The 15954-nt window shown below is 74.5% G+C and carries 13 protein-coding genes and 1 pseudogene; 5 read left to right on the top strand and 9 right to left on the bottom strand.

Annotated features, from left to right (window positions below; genetic code table 11):
• Position 1 precedes the first annotated feature (1 nt).
• Together ACIQWA_RS25985 and ACIQWA_RS25980 are read left to right on the top strand one after the other, a co-directional pair.
• Positions 2-790: an SDR family NAD(P)-dependent oxidoreductase gene (locus ACIQWA_RS25985; protein ID WP_402486399.1), complete on the top strand. Its 789-nt coding sequence runs from the start codon at positions 2-4 to the stop codon at positions 788-790.
• Positions 787-1854, top strand: coding sequence for an S-adenosylmethionine:tRNA ribosyltransferase-isomerase (locus ACIQWA_RS25980; protein WP_402486396.1), 1068 nt, complete (start codon positions 787-789; stop codon positions 1852-1854). The genes ACIQWA_RS25985 and ACIQWA_RS25980 overlap by 4 nt, the downstream gene beginning before the upstream one ends.
• 93 nt (positions 1855-1947) lie before the next feature.
• On the opposite strand, the gene ACIQWA_RS25975 is transcribed toward ACIQWA_RS25980, so the two are convergent.
• The 3 genes from ACIQWA_RS25975 to ACIQWA_RS25965 form a co-directional block, all read right to left on the bottom strand.
• Positions 1948-2352, bottom strand: coding sequence for a nuclear transport factor 2 family protein (locus ACIQWA_RS25975; protein ID WP_360238696.1), 405 nt, complete (start codon positions 2350-2352; stop codon positions 1948-1950).
• 123 nt (positions 2353-2475) lie between these two features.
• Complete coding sequence (locus ACIQWA_RS25970; RefSeq protein ID WP_402486393.1) at positions 2476-6159, bottom strand: SpoIIE family protein phosphatase; 3684 nt, start codon at positions 6157-6159, stop codon at positions 2476-2478.
• 610 nt (positions 6160-6769) lie between these two features.
• A complete protein-coding gene (locus tag ACIQWA_RS25965) occupies positions 6770-8278 on the bottom strand; it encodes an MFS transporter (RefSeq protein WP_402486390.1) in 1509 nt (502 codons plus the stop codon).
• A gap of 121 nt (positions 8279-8399) precedes the next feature.
• On the opposite strand from ACIQWA_RS25965, the gene ACIQWA_RS25960 reads away from it, so the two are divergent.
• A complete protein-coding gene (locus ACIQWA_RS25960) occupies positions 8400-8945 on the top strand; it encodes a winged helix-turn-helix transcriptional regulator (RefSeq protein ID WP_402486387.1) in 546 nt (181 codons plus the stop codon).
• A 77-nt stretch (positions 8946-9022) separates the two neighbouring features.
• Here ACIQWA_RS25960 and ACIQWA_RS25955 read toward each other — a convergent pair whose 3' ends face one another.
• The 5 genes and pseudogenes from ACIQWA_RS25955 to ACIQWA_RS25935 form a co-directional block, all read right to left on the bottom strand.
• Positions 9023-10249, bottom strand: a complete 1227-nt coding sequence (locus ACIQWA_RS25955; protein ID WP_402486384.1) for an alpha/beta hydrolase family protein — start codon at positions 10247-10249, stop codon at positions 9023-9025.
• Between the two features lie 106 nt (positions 10250-10355).
• Complete coding sequence (locus tag ACIQWA_RS25950) at positions 10356-11540, bottom strand: thiolase family protein (protein WP_360239895.1); 1185 nt, start codon at positions 11538-11540, stop codon at positions 10356-10358.
• A 76-nt stretch (positions 11541-11616) separates the two neighbouring features.
• Positions 11617-12417: a hypothetical protein gene (locus ACIQWA_RS25945; RefSeq protein WP_402486381.1), complete on the bottom strand. Its 801-nt coding sequence runs from the start codon at positions 12415-12417 to the stop codon at positions 11617-11619.
• Between the two features lie 219 nt (positions 12418-12636).
• Positions 12637-13691, bottom strand: a pseudogene (locus ACIQWA_RS25940) (serine hydrolase domain-containing protein).
• A gap of 105 nt (positions 13692-13796) precedes the next feature.
• Complete coding sequence (locus tag ACIQWA_RS25935) at positions 13797-14213, bottom strand: HIT family protein (protein ID WP_402486378.1); 417 nt, start codon at positions 14211-14213, stop codon at positions 13797-13799.
• A gap of 178 nt (positions 14214-14391) precedes the next feature.
• Here ACIQWA_RS25935 and ACIQWA_RS25930 point away from each other — a divergent pair, with 178 nt between their 5' ends.
• The gene (locus ACIQWA_RS25930; protein WP_360239883.1) at positions 14392-14580 is read left to right on the top strand and encodes a DUF1508 domain-containing protein; all 189 of its coding nucleotides are present in this window, start codon (positions 14392-14394) and stop codon (positions 14578-14580) included.
• Positions 14581-14749: 169 nt separating this feature from the next.
• On the opposite strand, the gene ACIQWA_RS25925 is transcribed toward ACIQWA_RS25930, so the two are convergent.
• On the bottom strand, positions 14750-15445 hold the full coding sequence (locus tag ACIQWA_RS25925; protein WP_402486374.1) for an MSMEG_1061 family FMN-dependent PPOX-type flavoprotein: 696 nt from the start codon (positions 15443-15445) through the stop codon (positions 14750-14752).
• Between the two features lie 145 nt (positions 15446-15590).
• On the opposite strand from ACIQWA_RS25925, the gene ACIQWA_RS25920 reads away from it, so the two are divergent.
• Positions 15591-15905: an antibiotic biosynthesis monooxygenase family protein gene (locus tag ACIQWA_RS25920; protein WP_360239877.1), complete on the top strand. Its 315-nt coding sequence runs from the start codon at positions 15591-15593 to the stop codon at positions 15903-15905.
• The last annotated feature ends 49 nt before the right edge of the window (positions 15906-15954 follow it).

Here is a 15954-nt window from a genome sequence, read left to right as displayed (position 1 = left end):
CATGAACGCAGCGCAGCACACCGATTCCGCTCCCGTCGCCCTGGTCACCGGTGCCTCCCGCGGCCTCGGACTGGCCCTCGCCCGCGCCCTCGCCGCCGAGGGCTGGCGGCTGGTGATCACCGCCCGGGGCGCGACCGCACTCGCCGGGGCCGCGGCCGAACTGTCCGCCCTGACCGAGGTCGTCGCCCTGCCGGGTTCGATCGTCGACGACGAGCACCGGGCCCACCTCGCCGCGGCCGCCGACCGCCTCGGCGGCGCGAGCCTCCTGATCAACAACGCCGGTTCACTCAACGGCGCCGCCGCGCCCGGCGGCGAACCGCTGCCCCGGCTGGCCGACTTCCCGCTGCCGGACCTGCTGGAGCTCTTCGAGGTCAACGCGCTCGCCCCGATCGCCCTCACCCAGCTGGTCCTGCCGCAACTGCGCGACCACGCCGGGGCCCTGCTGAACATCAGCTCGGACGCCGCCGTGGAGCCCTACCTCGGCTGGGGCGGCTACGGTGCCAGCAAGGCCGCGCTCGACCAGGCCACCGCCGTACTCGCCCGGGAGGAGCCGGAATTGCGGGTCTGGGCGGTCGACCCGGGCAGCATGCGCACCGAGATGCTGCAGGAGGCGAGCCCCGGGGAGGACATCTCCGGCGAGCCGCTGCCCGAACAGGTCGCCCCGCTGCTGCTCGACCTGTTGCACCACCGCACGCCGTCCGGCCGCTACCGCGCCGAGGACCTGGCGGCCCTTCCCGCCCCTGCCCCCACCCCCGCCTCCGCCCCTGCCCTCGGTCGGGGCGGGCGATGACCGGCCTGGCCGCGCTGGGCCTCGACGTGACCGTCCCGCCCGAACTCTCCGCCCGCGCACCGGCGGAGGCCCGCGGCACGGCCCGGGACGGTGTGCGGATGCTGGTCGGCCGGGGCGACACCGGCGCCGTCGAGCACCACCGCTTCACCGAGCTGCCCGAGGTGCTGCGCCCGGGCGACCTCCTGGTGGTGAACAACTCGGCCACCGTCCCGGCCGCCCTGCCGGGCCGACTGCCCGACGGCACCCCGGTGGCGCTGCACCTGTCCTCCGCCCAGCCCGACCGACAGGGCTCCCATCTGGTCGAGTTGCGCCGGTCGGTGCCGGGCGCGGCCGCGGCCTACTACCCACCGGCGGAGTCCCCGGCCCGCCCCGGCCTGCGGGTCGCCCTGCCGGCGGGCGGCGCGGCGGTACTGGTGCAGCCCTTCACCGCCCGGCTCTGGTACGCCGAACTGTCCCTGCCCGCACCCCTGTTGCCGTACCTGGACCAGCACGGCCGGGCGATCCGGTACGGCTACGTGGACCGTGACTGGCCGATCGAGGCCTACCGGACGGTCTTCGCGACCGTCCCCGGCAGCAGCGAAATGCCCAGCGCCGCCCGCCCGTTCACACCGGACACGGTGGCGCGGCTGGCCGGTCGGGGCGTGCTGGTCGCGCCGGTCACCCTGCACACCGGGGTGGCCTCCCCGGAGGCGCACGAGGCCCCGTACGCGGAGCGCTTTCACGTTCCGGCGGCCACCGCCCGGCTGGTCGGCCACGTCCGGGCCGAGGGCGGCCGGGTGATCGCCGTCGGCACCACCGTGGTCCGTGCGCTGGAGTCAGCGGTCGCGCCGGACGGCACGCTCCAGGAGGCGGACGGCTGGACGGAGTTGGTGATCACCCCGGAGCGCGGGGTGCACGCGGTGGACGGCCTGCTCACCGGCTGGCACGAGCCGCTCGCCTCGCACCTGCTGATGCTGGCGGCTGTCGCGGGCCGCCCGCTGCTGGCGGCCTGCTACCGCGAGGCCGTGCAACAGCGGTACCTCTGGCACGAGTTCGGGGACGTCAACCTGCTGCTGCCGAACTGAGGCCGTGCTGCTGCCGGGCTGAGCCGGTGCCGCGGCCGACTGCCGGGGGGCCGGCCGGGGTTCAGGCCAGCCGGGGTTCAGGCCGGCAGCGGTTCAGGCCAGCAGGGTCCGCGCCACGTGGTCGGTGTCCAGGTACTCGCGGACGGCGGTGATCAGCCCGTTCTCGACGGTGAACACGCCCAGGCAGTGGTTCTCGTAGCGGGCGCCGTTGGCGGCCGTCCCGACGGCGGTCCACTCGGCCACCGCCTGCGGGCCGTCGGCGAGGACGCCGGTGAGGGTGAGGCTCGGCAGGCCGTCGGAGGCGAAGAGGGTGCCGACCTGGCCGAGGAAGTCACCGAAGATCTCCTGCTTGCCGCGCCAGGTGCGGGAGAGCGCCAGGTTGCCCGGGTAGGTCCAGGTGGCGTCCTCGGCGAACAGGGCCACGGCGGCGTCGAGTTCGCCTGCGGCGAGCCGGGTGACGTACTCGGTGACGACGGTGCGGGCATCGTTCTGCGGCATGCTGGGCTCCTGGGGCTCGTCGTGGTCCGTCCGGTCGGGGCTCCCCGGCCGTGGCACCAGCAAAGCCCCGTGGCCACCCCGGCGGCCAACAACCCCTGGCCCGGGCCGACAACCCACGGTTGTTCACGCAGGCGGGGGGAAGTCCGGCGGCAGTTCCAGCTCGAACCAGACCACCTTGCCGTCCCCGGTCCGGCGACTGCCCCAGCGGTACGCCAGCTCGTTGACCAGGTGGATGCCGCGGCCCCCCTCGTCCTCGTTGTGGGCGCGCCGGATCCGGGGCGTCTCGCTCTCCCGGTCGGCGACCTCGACGGTGAGCACCCGGTCGCAGAACATCCGCAGCTGGACGGGCGACCCGGCGTGCACCAGGGCGTTGGTGATCAGCTCGCTGGTGAGCAGCTCGGCCCAGTCGGCGAGGGAGGCCAGGCCCCACGCGGTGAGCGTCTCGCGGGTGAAGCGCCGGGAGTGGGCGACCATCGCGTGGTCGCCGGTCAGCGGCAGGGCGGCGATCCGGTCGGCGCCGGCCGGGCGGACCTGCGCCATGATGACGGCGATGTCGTCCTCCGGGGTGCTGCCGGTGAGCCGGGTCAGGACGACGTCGCAGGTCTGCTCCAGCGAGCGGCGCCGGTCGGCGACCGTGCGGCAGAGCAACTCGAGCCCCTCGTCCAGGTCGTGGCCCCGGCGCTCGACCAGTCCGTCGGTGTACAGGGCCAGGATGGCCTGCTCGGGGAGGGTGAACTCGACGCTCTCGAACGGCACTCCACCTACGCCCAGCGGTGCACCCGGCGGCAGTTCGAGCAGGTGGGCGTTGCCCTCGGTGTCGGCGACGACGGGCGGCAGGTGACCGGCGCAGGCGGCGGTGCAACTGCGGTCCGCCGGATCGTAGATCACGCAGACGCAGGTCGCGAACTGTCCTTCGCCGAGTGCCGCGGTGGCCTCGTCCAGCCGGTGCAGGACCCGCACCGGGTTGAGCTCCAGGGTGATCAACGTCCGTGCCACCGTCCGTAGTTGGCCCATGGTGGCGGCGGCCCTGATGCCGTGGCCCATCACGTCGCCGACGATCAGGGCGACCCGGCCGGAGGACAGCGGCACCACGTCGAACCAGTCGCCGCCGACCTCGCTGACCACACTGCTCGGCAGGTAGCGGTAGGCCAGCTCCAGGCCGAGGGTGCGGTGGATCTCCTGCGGCAGCAGGCTGCGCTGGAGGGTCAGTGCGGTGTCCCGCTCCCGCCGGTAGAGCCGGCCGTTGTCGATCGCCAGCGCGGTACGGGCGGCCAGCTCCTCGGCCAGCGAACGGTCCGCCGGGCCGAACGGCGCCGGATTGTGGGTGCGGACGAACTCCGCGCCGCCCAGCACCAGTCCGCGCGCCACCAACGGCACCATCAGGTACGAGTGCACCCCGGCGGCCAGCCCCGGCTCCACCCGGTCGGGGGAGGCGACGATCCGCCGCAGTTCCTGCTCCGTCACCTCGGAGACCAGGATCGAGCGCCGGGAGCGCAGGCTCTGCGCGTACACCTCGGCCGACTGCGAGGTCGCGCCGACCTGGTCCGCAGCCGCCGTCATGCTGCCGTCCGGCGCCGACTCGCCGACCGCCACCGCCCGCATCAGCACCGGCCCGTCCCTCGGCACCGGCCCGGGCTCCTCGCCGCCGAGCACCGCGTCGCGCAGGTCCACCGTCACGAAGTCGGCGAAGCGCGGGATCACCACCTCCACCAACTCCCTTGCGGTGCGGTGCAGATCGAGCGTGGTGCCGATCCGGTTGCTGGCCTCGTTCAGCAGGCCCAGCCGCTGCTGGGCGGCCCAGGCCTCGTCCAGCGCCCGCTGCCGGGCGGCGGCCGCGTCCCGTTCCCGGGTGAACAGCAGCGCGTTGTCGATCGACACCGCCGCGCGTACGGCCAACTCCCCGGCCAGCGCCAGGTCCTCGTCCTCGTACGGGCGCTCCACCAGGGTCCGGTAGAAGCCCGCCACACCGACCGGATTACCGCGCGCGATCAGCGGGACGACCATGAACGAGCGCACGTTCTGCTCCCGTACCGCGGCCGTGCGGACCGGATCGTCGGCGAACCAGGCCAGCCCCTCCTCGTCCATCCGGGGCACCAGCACCGGCCTGCGGTGCGCCAGGCTCCACGCGTACGGCGAACCGGGCAGGAACCGGTGCACCCCGCCCAGCCGGGCGATCGGGGCCAGGGTGGAACCGCTCACCGAGTGGAACGCCATCCGTCGCAGCAGCGCCGAACCGTCCGCCGGGGCGCGTGGCTCCCGTTCGCCCCGCACCAGCTCCTCCAACACCTCCACCACCACCGTGTCCGCCAGCCGGGGCGTCGCCACCTCGGCCAACTCGTGGGCGGTGCGGTCGAGATCGAGGGTGGTGCCGATCCGGGCGGAGGCCGTGTTCACCAGCGCCAGCCGCTCCTGCGCGGCCTTCGCCTCGCGCAGCGCCTGCTGCCGGGCCAGTACCGTTTGGTGCTGGCGCAGGTACAGCCGGGCGTTGTCGATCGCGACGGCCGCGCGCGAGGCCAGCTCGTCGCCGAGCGTGATGTCCGCCTCCGCGAAGGACTCCCGCTCGCCGCGCCGCGAGTAGACCACCATGCCGAGCGTCGTGCCCCGGGCCACCAGCGGGGTGATCCGCACCGAGCGCGGCCGGTCGCCCAGGAACGCCCGGCGACGGCTCTCGCTGAGCGCGTCGGCCAGCGGCGACAGCTCCCAGGACGGCACCACCACCGTCCGCCCGGTGATCAGCGCCCGGGCGTACGGGGAGTCGGCGGGCAGCTCGTACACCGAGTCCACCGGCAGCGCGTCGGCCGGGTACAGCGGATCGGTGGTGGCCAGCGCCAGCCGGCGCACCAGCTGGGCCTCGTCCGGAGCCGGCGGCTCGACGTTGCGCCCGGCGATCAGCGCCTCCAGCGCGAACACCCCGCTGATGTCGGCGACCCGGGGCACCATCGCGTCCGCCAGCTCCCGGGCGGTCTGCCGTAGGTCCAGCGTGGTGCCGATCGAGGCGGTCGCGTCGACCAGCAGCGACAGCCGCTCCTGCGCCTTCGCCGCCCGGGCGTCGGCCCGGTAGCGCTCGGTGACGTCGATGATCGTCGCGCTCACCCCGAGCACCCGCCCGCTCCGGTCCGCCAGCCGGAAGTACGAGGCCGACCAGGCCCGGTCCCGCTGCGGATCCCCGGGCGTACGGCCATGGGTGCGGAAGTCCACCACCGGCCGGCCGGTCGCCAGCACCTGCCGCATCACCGCCTCGGACTCGTCGCCGTTGATCCCGGGCAGCACCTCGGTGAGCCGGCGGCCCAGATGCTCGGGCACGGCCAGGCCGTTCGACACCGCCAGGGCCTCGTTCAGCCGGACGTAGCGCAAGCCGGTGTCGAACACCGCCATGCCGACCGGGGACTGGGTGAAGAACCCGTCCAGCACGGCCAGGTCCGCCTGGATCCGGCGCAGCGTCGTCACCTCCGACGCCACCGCCAGCACCAGCGGCTCACCGCCGGGCCCCCGGACCGGATGGGTCCGGAACTCCAGGTTCACCAGGTGCCCGTCCCGGTGCCGCACCGGGAACACCCCGGACCACTCGCGGCCCGCCAGGATCTCCCGGAACAGCTCCAGCACCTCCGGCCGGTGTTCGTCCGAGGTCAGCAGCCGGGCGGCCTTCGCCCCCACCGCCTCGTCCGCACGGTAACCGAGCAGTGCCTCCGCGTCGCCGCTCCAGTGCAGGATCCGCCCGTCGGCCTCGATCAGCGCCGTGGCGATCGGCACCATCAGCAGGGCGCCCTGCTGCGGCTCCCCCCGGCGTTGCGCGTCATCGTCCACCATGGCCAGAGAACCGCCCGGAGCTCGTTCCCACCAGCCCTGCCATCCTCGCACGCAGCCCCCGCGCCCCGCCCCTCGTGGCCCCGCACCCGGCCGGGCCAGGCGCGCGAGTGGGTTTCACACGATCCGGCACCGGACATCACCCCCCGGCCCCGCCCGGGGCAGCTACGCGACGCCCCGTCGCCCACGCACGCCCCAACCACCCGTGGACCCCCCATGCCCGACGATTCACCAACCCCGCCGCCGCGGCCCACACCCGCGGGCCGGGCCCTGCACAGAAAGTCGGCGGCCCCGACTTCCTGCATCGTGGGCTCGACTTCGCGGCAAGAAACATCGGCCGGACCGACGTCCTGTGCGGTCTGCGTCCCTGCCGAGCGGGCAGTAGCCGCGCGCATATGCGGTAGCAGTGCGTGGAAAGTCGGCGGGTCCGACTTCTCGTGTTGGGGGTTAGACGGCCTTCCGACTCCAGGTGGCCGGTTGGCCTGAGTAGGAAGTCGGCGGGTTCGACTTCTTGTGTTGGTTGGGTGGGGGCCAAGCGGCCCTTTTGACTCCAGGTGGCTGGTTTGGCTTGCGTGGGGAGTCGGGTGGGGCGGTTTCTTGGGCGCGTGCCCGGTCAGCGGGGCGTGGGGTGGGTGTGGCGTTCGGCGTGGCGGGCGGTGAGGGCGAGGGCTGCGCCGAGGAGGCAGAGGGTGGCGGCGAGTAGGACCGCGCGGTCGGTGCCGGTGGCGAGGGCGTGGGCGGCGGCCTCGGGGCCGGGGGTGCGGGGGTGGGCGGAGGAGGCGAGGGCGACCGTCGCGGCGACGCCGAGGGCGGAACCGAGGTAGCGGGAGGTGTTGTTGGCGCCCGAGCCCATGGCCGCGCGGTGGGCGGGGACGCTGCTGACCGCCAGCCGGGCGAGGGCCGCATTGAGGACGCCGCTGCCGAGGCCGGCCACGGCCAGGCCGGGGGCCAGCCGCAGCCACGAGGAGTCGGGGTCGAGGCCGTACAGTCCGGCCTCGCCGACGCCGCAGACGAACAGGCCGAGGGCGACCTGGGTGGTGGCCGACAGATGGGCGGCCAGTCGGCGGGCCTGGAGGGCGGCGACCACGGACAGTCCGGACCACAGTGCGAGTACGCCGCCCGCTGCCAGGCCCGAGAGGCCGAGTACGCCCTGGAGGAGGGTGGGCAGGTAGCTCATGAAGCCGACCAGTGAGAGCCCGGTGAACAGGGCGCCGCCGGTCGCGGCGAGGAAGCCGGGGCTGCGGAACAGGGCCGGGTCGAGCATCGGCTCGCGGACCTTCGTCTCGACCACCGCGAAGGCGGCGAGCAGCAGCACCCCGCCGACCAGCAGCGTCACCACCGAGGCCCGCCCCCAGCCGTCACGGCCCTCGGCGAGTCCGGCGATGAGCAGGGTGGTTCCGGCGGCGAGGGTGAGCACGCCGTACGGGTCCAGCGCGCGAGGCCGTTCGGCCCGGGACTCGGTGAGGAGGACAGCGGCGCAGACGGCGACGGCGGCCGAGACGACGGCGAGTCCGCCGCCGACCGCCCGCCAGCCCGCCCACTGCTGGACGAGCGCGCCGTAGACCGGTCCGACCGCGATGCCGAGCCCGACGGCCGCGCCCCAGACGCCGAGCGCCCGGATCCGCTGCGGCCCGGCCGGGTGGGCGTGGCTGATCAGGCCGAGTGCGGGCGCGAGGACGGCGGCGGAGGCGGCGCCGAGCAGGATCCGGGCGGCCAGGTAGACGGTGCCGTCGGGGGCGAGTGCGGCCAGGGCCTCGGCGGCGGCGAACAGCAGCACGCCGGAGGTGAAGACCCGTTTGCGGCCGTGGTCGTCGGCGGCGCTCCCGGCCGTGAGCAGGAGGGCCGAGATGCCGACGAGGGTGCCGGTGAGGATCCAGGTGCGGCCGGTGGCGCCGAGGTGAGCGGCCTGGGCGGTGGCGGCGAGCGAGGCGGTGGGGGCGGTGTACGCGACGGTGCCCAGGGCGGTGGCGGCCGCCGTGACGGCCAGGGTGGCACCAGGCCGAACAGGCCGAACAGGCCGAACAGGCCGGGCGGGCCGGGCGGGCCGGAGCGGCCGTACGGACCGGCGGGCCCGGACGAGCAGGCCGGGCAGTGCGGACGCGGCAGGTGGTGCGGGGGACATGGGTGTTCCCTCCGGAGGACGGGCCAATGGGTCTGGTGAATGAACCTTCGTCTCGAGTGGGACGCTACCACTGAAAGTCTGTTCATTGAACCCATGTCGCCCGTGGACTACGCTGGCCCGCATGGCGCTGGGAACGGACTACGAACTGCAGGACTGCGCACTGGCCCGCGCCCTGGAGGTGGTCGGCGAACGCTGGAGCCTGCTGATCGTCCGCGACGCGTTCTACGGCGTGCAGCGCTTCAACGACTTCCTCGTCCACCTGGGCATCCCGCGAGCCGTCCTGACCGCGCGCCTCAACGCCCTGGTCGCGGCGGGGGTGCTGCGCAAGGAGCCGTACCAGCAGGCGCCGCTCCGCCACGGCTACCTGCTCACCGACACCGGCCTCGAACTCTGGGGCCCGCTCTACCAGTTGAGCCGCTGGGGCGGTCGGCACGCGACCCCGGGCGGCCCGCACCACCTGTTCGCGCACCGCGCCTGCGGCACCGACCTCGACCTCATCGGAGCCTGCCCCAGCTGCGGCGGCGGGCCCGTCCCCCCGGCCGAGGTCACCATGCGCCCCAACCCGGCCCACGCCGGCGGCCACCGCGAGGACCCGGTCTCCCGCGCCCTGGTCCGCCCGCACCTGCTGCTCGAACCGATCGCCTCGGCCGCTGCCTCCGCCGCGTAGCGGAGCGCCGCCGGGCGGCGTGCCCAAGGCCGACGGGGCCGCGGGCAGCGCGCCGACGGCCCCGCGGGTGCAGCTGGTCAGGAGTGGAAGTGGACCTCCGGGTCGGCGGCGGTCGGCCCGTCGAGCAGCGGCTGGTCGATGCCCTTCAACTGGAGGTCGAAGAACGCCCCGACGTACCGGCGGGTGAGCTCGACGGCACGCTGCCCCGTGATGGTGGTCTCCGGGGGCTGGGGCGCGCCGAGCGCCTTGAGGAAGAGCGGGTAGTCGGTGAAGCTGCCGTGGTCGGTGCCGTCGACGGTCAGCCACCGCTTCCAGCCGTCGAGCCGGGGCCAGCTGTCGGTCCAGCTGGCGTCCTCGGCGCCGGGCAGGGGGTGGCCGATCATCAGGTACGGCTTGCCGCCGATCCCGGACTCGGGCACCTCGTAGTCCATGCTGCCGTCCAGGTCCACCCCCGCCCGGATCCGGTCGTCGGTCACCAGCGCCGGGACGCTGGCCGCGCCGCCGGCGGAGTGCCCGGCCATGCCGATCCGGTCGCGGTCGATCATGCGGGCGTAGCGCCAGGCCGGGTGGGGGCGGTCGGTCAGCTGGTCGACGACGAAGGAGGCGTCCTTCGCCCGGCTCTCGTCCAGGCCCTTCCAGGCCTCGCGGGTGGTGAGCTTGCCGCACTCCACGCAGGGCAGTGTCTGCCCGTCCGGGAAGGTGGTCCCGGTGTTCTCGTAGGTGTGGTCGACCAGTGCCACCACGTAGCCGCGGCTGCCCAGGTCCTCGGCGAGGCTGCTGAGCGAGGCGCGCGGCATGGTGAAGCCGGGGGAGAGGACCACCAGCGGGTAGTGGCCGCCCTGGGGGCGGGCGTCCGTCCTGGACCAGGTCCGGGTGCCGGTCACGGCCTCGGTCGGGACGCTGTTGCCCGGGAGCTTGCTGTCCAGCAGCAGCCGGGCGGCCGCGGCGGTCATGTACGGGGCCGGGCTGCCCGTCCCGGCGTGGGCGGGGTAGTACATCGTGACCATCAGCTGGCGCGGCCCGGCGGAGGGCACCCATGGGTCCGGGCGGTTCTCGTCGACCAGGTGCAGGACCTCCTGCCCGACCGCAAACGGCCCGGTCGGGCGCGGGAGTTCGAGGTGGACGGCGCTCGGCGTGCCGGCCGCGGCGGAGCTGCCGGCCGCACCGGCAGCGGCGGCGACCGGTGCGACCGGTGCGGCGGGTGCGGCCAGGGCCGGTGCCGCGGCTGCGACGGACAGGGGCACGGCGAGCAGCAGGGCTGCGAAGGCGGCGGTGGTGCGAACTCGGCTCGTGTGTCGGCTCATACGGGCGACGGTAGGTCGCCGGCGGGCGGCCTGACGTCCACTCAGAGAGGTACTGATCCCTTGCGGGGCGGGCCCCCTGCGGCCCTTAGGGGGTGATCGGTCGGCCTCAGTCGACCGCCTCCAGGATCGTGGCGTTGGCCAGGCCGCCCGCCTCGCACATGGTCTGCAAGGCGAACCGCCCTCCACTGCGGCGCAGTTCGTGCACCAGCGTCGTCATCAGCCGGGTGCCACTGGCGCCCAGCGGGTGGCCGAGGGCGATGGCGCCGCCGTTGACGTTCAGCCGGGCCGGGTCGGCGCCGGTCTCCTGCAGCCAGGCCAGGACGACGCTGGCGAAGGCCTCGTTGACCTCGAACAGGTCGATGTCGGCGAGCGAGAGCCCGGCGCGGTGCAGCACCTTCTCGGTGGCGGGCAGCACGCCGGTGAGCATCAGCAGTGGGTCCGACCCGGTGACGGCGAAGGAGTGCAGCCGGGCCAGCGGGCGCAGCCCCAGTCGGGCGGCGGTCTCGCTGCTGGTGATCAGGACGGCGGAGGCGCCGTCGTTGATCGGACTGCTGTTGCCCGCCGTGACCGACCAGTCGATCTGCGGGAATCGCTCGGCGTAGGCAGGGTCGGCGAAGGCCGGACGGAGCCCCGCCAGGACCTCGGGCGTGGTGCCCGGGCGCACCGACTCGTCCGTCGTGACCAGGCCCTCGGGCGTCGGTACGGGGACCAGCTCGTCCGCGAACCGGCCCTCCGCGTGCGCCCTGGCGGCCTTGGCGTGCGACCCGGCCGCGAACTCGTCCATGGCCTCCCGGGTGAGCGACCACTTGGCGGCGATCAGCTCGGCGCCGACCCCCTGCGGAACCAGCCCGCCCGGGTAGCGGGCCGCGACGGCGGCGCCGAACGGATCCGCCCCCGGCGGCACGTTCGACCACATCGGCACCCGGCTCATCGACTCGATCCCGCAGGCCACCACCAGGTCGTACGCCCCGGAGATCACCCCCTGAGCCGCGAAGTGCACCGCCTGCTGGGAGGAGCCGCACTGCCGGTCCACGGTGGTCGCCGGAACGGACTCCGGGAACCCGGCCGCCAGCCAGGCGTAGCGGGTGGTGTTCATCGCCTGTTCCGCGACCTGGTCGACGCAGCCGCCGATCACGTCGTCGACCAGGGCCGGGTCGATGCCGCTGCGCCCGATCAGGGCCTGGAGGGTGTGGGCGAGCAGTTCGACCGGGTGGACGCCCGAGAGCGAGCCTCCCGGCTTGCCCTTTCCGACCGGGGTGCGGACGGCTTCGACGATCACGGCATCGCGCATGGCGGGCCGCCTCTCCTCTGCGGTGGATTGGAAAAGCAAACTCACTATAGGTCGGTGAGTTTGGGAATCCAACCCTCTAGGTGTTCGCCAAGGCGCCCGAGCCCCGGACGTCCTCCAGGAACTCCGCCGCCGCACGGGCGTTGGGCACCGGAAGGGTGAGCGGCAGCCCCGCCGACCCCGTCCGAAGCTCCAGCTCAGCGAGACCGGTCGCCCGGGCCGAGTGCACCTCCGCCCACCGGTACGCCGTCGCCGCGCCCAGGGGGTGCGGCGGCCGGTGCACCAGCCCGCCGGGCGTCACCGTGAGCCGCCCCCGGGCGAACCGGACGCTCCCCTCGCTGCGCAGCGCCTCGTGCAGCGCGGCTCGGAGGCACGGGGACAGGCGCTCGTCCACCTCCCGCGCCAGCGCCTCCAACCCGTGCAGTCGGGCCAGCACAACGGGCTCGTCCGCACCGGCGGGCCATATTCGGATCCGCTCGGGCTCCCGGCGCCGCCCGCCGGGGGAGTACTCGACGGCTTCGATGCCCGCCCACGGCAGCAGCCGCTCGTCGGCGCCCGCCCCGACCAGTGCCAGACCGCCCTCATGGACCCGTACGGAGCGCAGCCCGGGCGCGGGCCGTAGGGCGCCGTACCCGTTCGCGCCCACCACCACCGCCGCGGCCGCCACCACCGGGGCGGGCCACCACTGGCCGAACGCCAGGCAGACCACCAGCGCCAGGACCACCGCTACGGTGTCCAGCCACGTCCGCGCCCGCCACGGGACCGGCCGGAACGCCCGGTGCACCTGCACCACCGGCCCGAGCGGACCGGCCGACCCGCGACGGCCCTGACCGTTCTCCACGAACGACCACGCCCACCCGGGCGACCACAGCATCGCCACTTCGCCCTCCTTGCCTCGACGGTCTCCCCAACCGGAACTGCGACTGCCGGATGGCGGACCACCAGGATCGATCGCCCACCACCCTCCGGAACAGTGCCAATCGACACCCTTTGGACCGAAACGGCCGGAGTGTGTCCGGCAGCCGGGGGTGCCGTTCGGCAGGGGCGACCGACAGGACAGTCAGCGGGGGAGCCGAGGCGCGGGGGCAGGCCCCGCCGGTCAGCGCCCGGCCGCGCCGAGTCCCACCTGCAGGCGCCGCAGCAGCGCCGTGCCCGCCTCGTCCACCGACCGCCGGGAGTTGGCCAGCACCACCACCCCCACCTGCTGCTCCGGGTCGAACGCGAGGAAGGAGGCGGACCCGCCCGTCCCCCCGTTGTGCCACAACTGCAGGTGCCTGCCCTGCTGGGCGTGCAAGCGGTGGCCGAGCCAGCCGAGGTGCGCCCAGGCGAACGGGTTGACCCGGTGCCTGCTCTCCCGGGTGAGCAGCATCGCCGGCGCCAGCGGTGCGTCCGGCTCGCCCTCGGCCGCCAACTGCGCCCGCAGGAAGGCCGCGAGGTCGGCCGCCGTCGAGCGGAGCCCGCCAAGCCGGGGAGCGCCGCGAACTCCCAGGACGGCACCGGGCGCCCGCTCGGCGCATGGCCGGACGCCAGCCGGGCGGACTGGTCGGCGTCCGGCCGCAGGCAGGTGTCCGTCAACCCCAGCGGTGCGCAGACCTCGCGGTCCACCAACTCCCCGTACGCCGTGCCGGACCGGTGGGCGAGGGCCAGCCCGAGCAGCCCGGCGCCGAGGTTGGAGTACCGGAAGTTGCGCCCGGGGGCGGAGTGCAGCCGCGTCCGCCCGAGCCCGGAGAGTATTCGCTCGGCGGTGCAACGGGCGTACGGGTCGGGCTGGTTGGGCCGCAGCAGCGCGCGCAGCAGCATGCCCCGGGGCAGCCGGGGGAGCCCCGACGTGTGGGTGGCGAGGTGCCGGAGCGTGATCGCCGCCCCGCCCCGGGCCGGGACGGCCGCCGAACGGGGCAGCACCTCCGTGAGCGGCTCGTCGAGACGTACGGTGCCGTCGAGCGCCAGCCGCGCGAGCGCGAGCGAGGTGAACACCTTGGTGACGGAGCCGATGTCGAACAACGTCCGGGCCCCGGGCACTTCGCCTCCCGGACCCGTCCGCCCGGCGCCGTGGATCTCCACGGCGCCACCGGCCACCCCGGCGACCACCACGCCGACGCGCCGCGCCGCGAGCCGGTCGGAGGTCTGCTGCACGAGGCGCGCGAGTTCGTTCATGCCCCCGACCCTAGGGGCCCGCGACCTGCGAAGTCGTCCGCCCGGAAAATGATTTCACCCCCGCCCGGATGCTCCCCCGGTCGTACGCCCCACCCCGCCCAGCGCCTACCCCTCCTCGAGCACCGCCCGCAGCCGCGCCGCCACCTCCGCCGCCCCCGCCTCGTCCGGGTACTTCCCCCGCGGCCAGAAGAACCCGCGCAGCCCGTCCCTGGGATTGCGCGGCACCACGTGGACGTGCAGGTGCGGCACCGACTGGCTGATCCGGTTGTTCGCCGCCACGAAGCTGCCCGCCGCGCCCAGCCCCCGCTCCATCGCCGCCGCCACCCGCTGCACCCGCAGGAAGAACGGCCCGACCTCCTCGGTGGGCAGGTCCGCCAGGGTCCGGTGGTGGGTGCGCGGCACGACCAGCACGTGGCCGGGGAACAGCGGCCGGCGGTCCAGGAAGGCCACCGCCGCCGCGTCGTCCAGCACCCGGTGCGCCGGTTCCTCGCCCGCCACCACCGCACAGAACACGCAGTCCATCCGTCCATTCAAACCACCGGCGGCCTCCCCGGCACCCCCGCAAACCCCGATCCGCCCGGCGTCACCCATCCGGCGGCCGACCGCGTGCGCGGGCCTCCGCGCCGGGCGCACGGTGACTGAGAGGGGGAGGGGGACGGATCGACGTGGCGCACTCGTGCCGCACGAGGAGGTGGCCCGGATGTCGGGCAAGTTCGAGGTCTACCAGGACGCCGGCGGCAAGTACCGGTTCCGGCTCAAGGCGGGCAACGGCGAGATCGTCGCAACCGGCCAGGGCTACGTCAGCAAGGACGCCGCCCACAAGGGCGTCGAGGCCGTCCAGCGGGCCGCCGACGGCGCGGCGGTGATCGACGTCCCGAAGGCCGCCTGACCCGGGCCGGGGCGAGCGAGGCCCCGTGGCCGGCCCACCCGGACCGGCGGCGGGGCCCACCGGCGCCGATCAACCGGCGCACCGGGCGCCCGCCGACGGCACACCGGCACACCGGCACACCGGCACACCGGCACACCGGCGCACCGCCAACGGCGCACCGGCGCCGCGCCTACTCGTACCGGTACAGCAGCGCTTCCCGCTCCGTCTGCTCGATCATGTCGATGGTCAGCGAGTCGTCCCGCAGGTGCGACAGCGTGACCTCCGCCGACGTCGGCTGGGCGTCCGTCGCCAGCCAGTTCTCCGGCTTCCAGGCCGAGCCGCGCATGAGCGCCTTCGGGCAGTGGACGTAAACCTCCTCCACGGCCACCACGATCGCGCTGCGCGGGGGCTTGCCGACGGCCGTCAGCTGCCGCAGCAGCTCCGGGTCGGTGGAGACACAGGCCCGCCCGTTGACCCGCAGCGTGGTGTCCCGCCCCGGGACGACGAAGAGCAGCCCGACCCGGCCGTTCTCCAGGATGTTGTGCAGGGTGTCCAGACGCTTGTTGCCGGTGGCGTCCGGAATGGCCAGGGTGTACTCGTCGAGCACCGAGACGACCCCGGCCGGGCCGCCGCGCGGGGAGACGTCGCAGCGGCCGGCCGCGTCGGAGCTGGCCACGAAGACCAGCGAGGCGCAGGCGATGAGGCGCTGGGCGACCTCGTGGAGGTGGTCCACCTGCTTGCGCCGCGCGTGGTCGCCGGGCTGCTCGTAGACCTCACGCAACTGGGCCGGCTCGGTGAGGGCACGCGCGCTGAGGGCGGTGAACAGGCTGTTCGGCGCGTCCGGGACGGGGGTTGACGGAGCGGGAGCTTCCGGTGTGAGGGTCATACCGGGAATCTAGCGGAGGGCTCTGCTCGTGTCCCTTCCCCTCGGCTTCCTCAACTCTCCGTGAAAGAGTCGCCCCACCCCTCCCCACCAGCGGTTTTCCGCTGATAATGGGGCCAGGGACTCCAGCCAGCCGGAGGTGGTGGCCGTGATCGTCAGAATTTGGGCCGGGCAGGTCACGGCCGATCGCATCGAGGAGTTCTGCGCGCATCTGGTCAGCCAGGTGATCCCGCAGTTGGGGCGGACGGACGGGTGCCTCGGCGGTGAACTGTTGCGCTCGGTGACCGAGGATGGACACCGGGTGCTCGTGGTCAGCCGCTGGCGTGACGAAGAGGCCCTGCGGGGGTACGCCGGGCCGATGTGGCGGATCCGGCCGGTCTGGTCGGAGGGCGAGTTGCACTACCTCGCGCACCCCCCGGAGGTCACCCACTTCACGCCGATCGCCGCACCCGCCACGCTCTGAGTCCGCTCCGAGCCCGGCCGAGGCCCAATGCCCCGGGGACGGCGGCACC

This window comes from Kitasatospora sp. NPDC098652 (assembly GCF_044760155.1).
In the GTDB taxonomy this organism is placed as follows: domain Bacteria; phylum Actinomycetota; class Actinomycetes; order Streptomycetales; family Streptomycetaceae; genus Kitasatospora.
The sequence above is the reverse complement of the archived record's forward strand: the minus strand, read 5'-3'. Positions and strand labels throughout refer to the sequence as shown.

What these genes read in the sequence shown, in the direction of transcription:
- ACIQWA_RS25935 (WP_402486378.1), bottom strand. Translation starts at nt 14,213, where the DNA reads ATGGACTGCGTGTTCTGTGCGGTGGTGGCGGGCGAGGAACCGGCGCAC.
- ACIQWA_RS25950 (WP_360239895.1), bottom strand. Translation starts at nt 11,540, where the DNA reads ATGCGCGATGCCGTGATCGTCGAAGCCGTCCGCACCCCGGTCGGAAAG.
- ACIQWA_RS25960 (WP_402486387.1), top strand. Translation starts at nt 8,400, where the DNA reads ATGGCGCTGGGAACGGACTACGAACTGCAGGACTGCGCACTGGCCCGC.
- ACIQWA_RS25985 (WP_402486399.1), top strand. Translation starts at nt 2, where the DNA reads ATGAACGCAGCGCAGCACACCGATTCCGCTCCCGTCGCCCTGGTCACC.
- ACIQWA_RS25965 (WP_402486390.1), bottom strand. Translation starts at nt 8,278, where the DNA reads ATGTCCCCCGCACCACCTGCCGCGTCCGCACTGCCCGGCCTGCTCGTC.
- ACIQWA_RS25970 (WP_402486393.1), bottom strand. Translation starts at nt 6,159, where the DNA reads ATGGTGGACGATGACGCGCAACGCCGGGGGGAGCCGCAGCAGGGCGCC.
- ACIQWA_RS25975 (WP_360238696.1), bottom strand. Translation starts at nt 2,352, where the DNA reads ATGCCGCAGAACGATGCCCGCACCGTCGTCACCGAGTACGTCACCCGG.
- ACIQWA_RS25955 (WP_402486384.1), bottom strand. Translation starts at nt 10,249, where the DNA reads ATGAGCCGACACACGAGCCGAGTTCGCACCACCGCCGCCTTCGCAGCC.
- ACIQWA_RS25930 (WP_360239883.1), top strand. Translation starts at nt 14,392, where the DNA reads ATGTCGGGCAAGTTCGAGGTCTACCAGGACGCCGGCGGCAAGTACCGG.
- ACIQWA_RS25980 (WP_402486396.1), top strand. Translation starts at nt 787, where the DNA reads ATGACCGGCCTGGCCGCGCTGGGCCTCGACGTGACCGTCCCGCCCGAA.
- ACIQWA_RS25925 (WP_402486374.1), bottom strand. Translation starts at nt 15,445, where the DNA reads ATGACCCTCACACCGGAAGCTCCCGCTCCGTCAACCCCCGTCCCGGAC.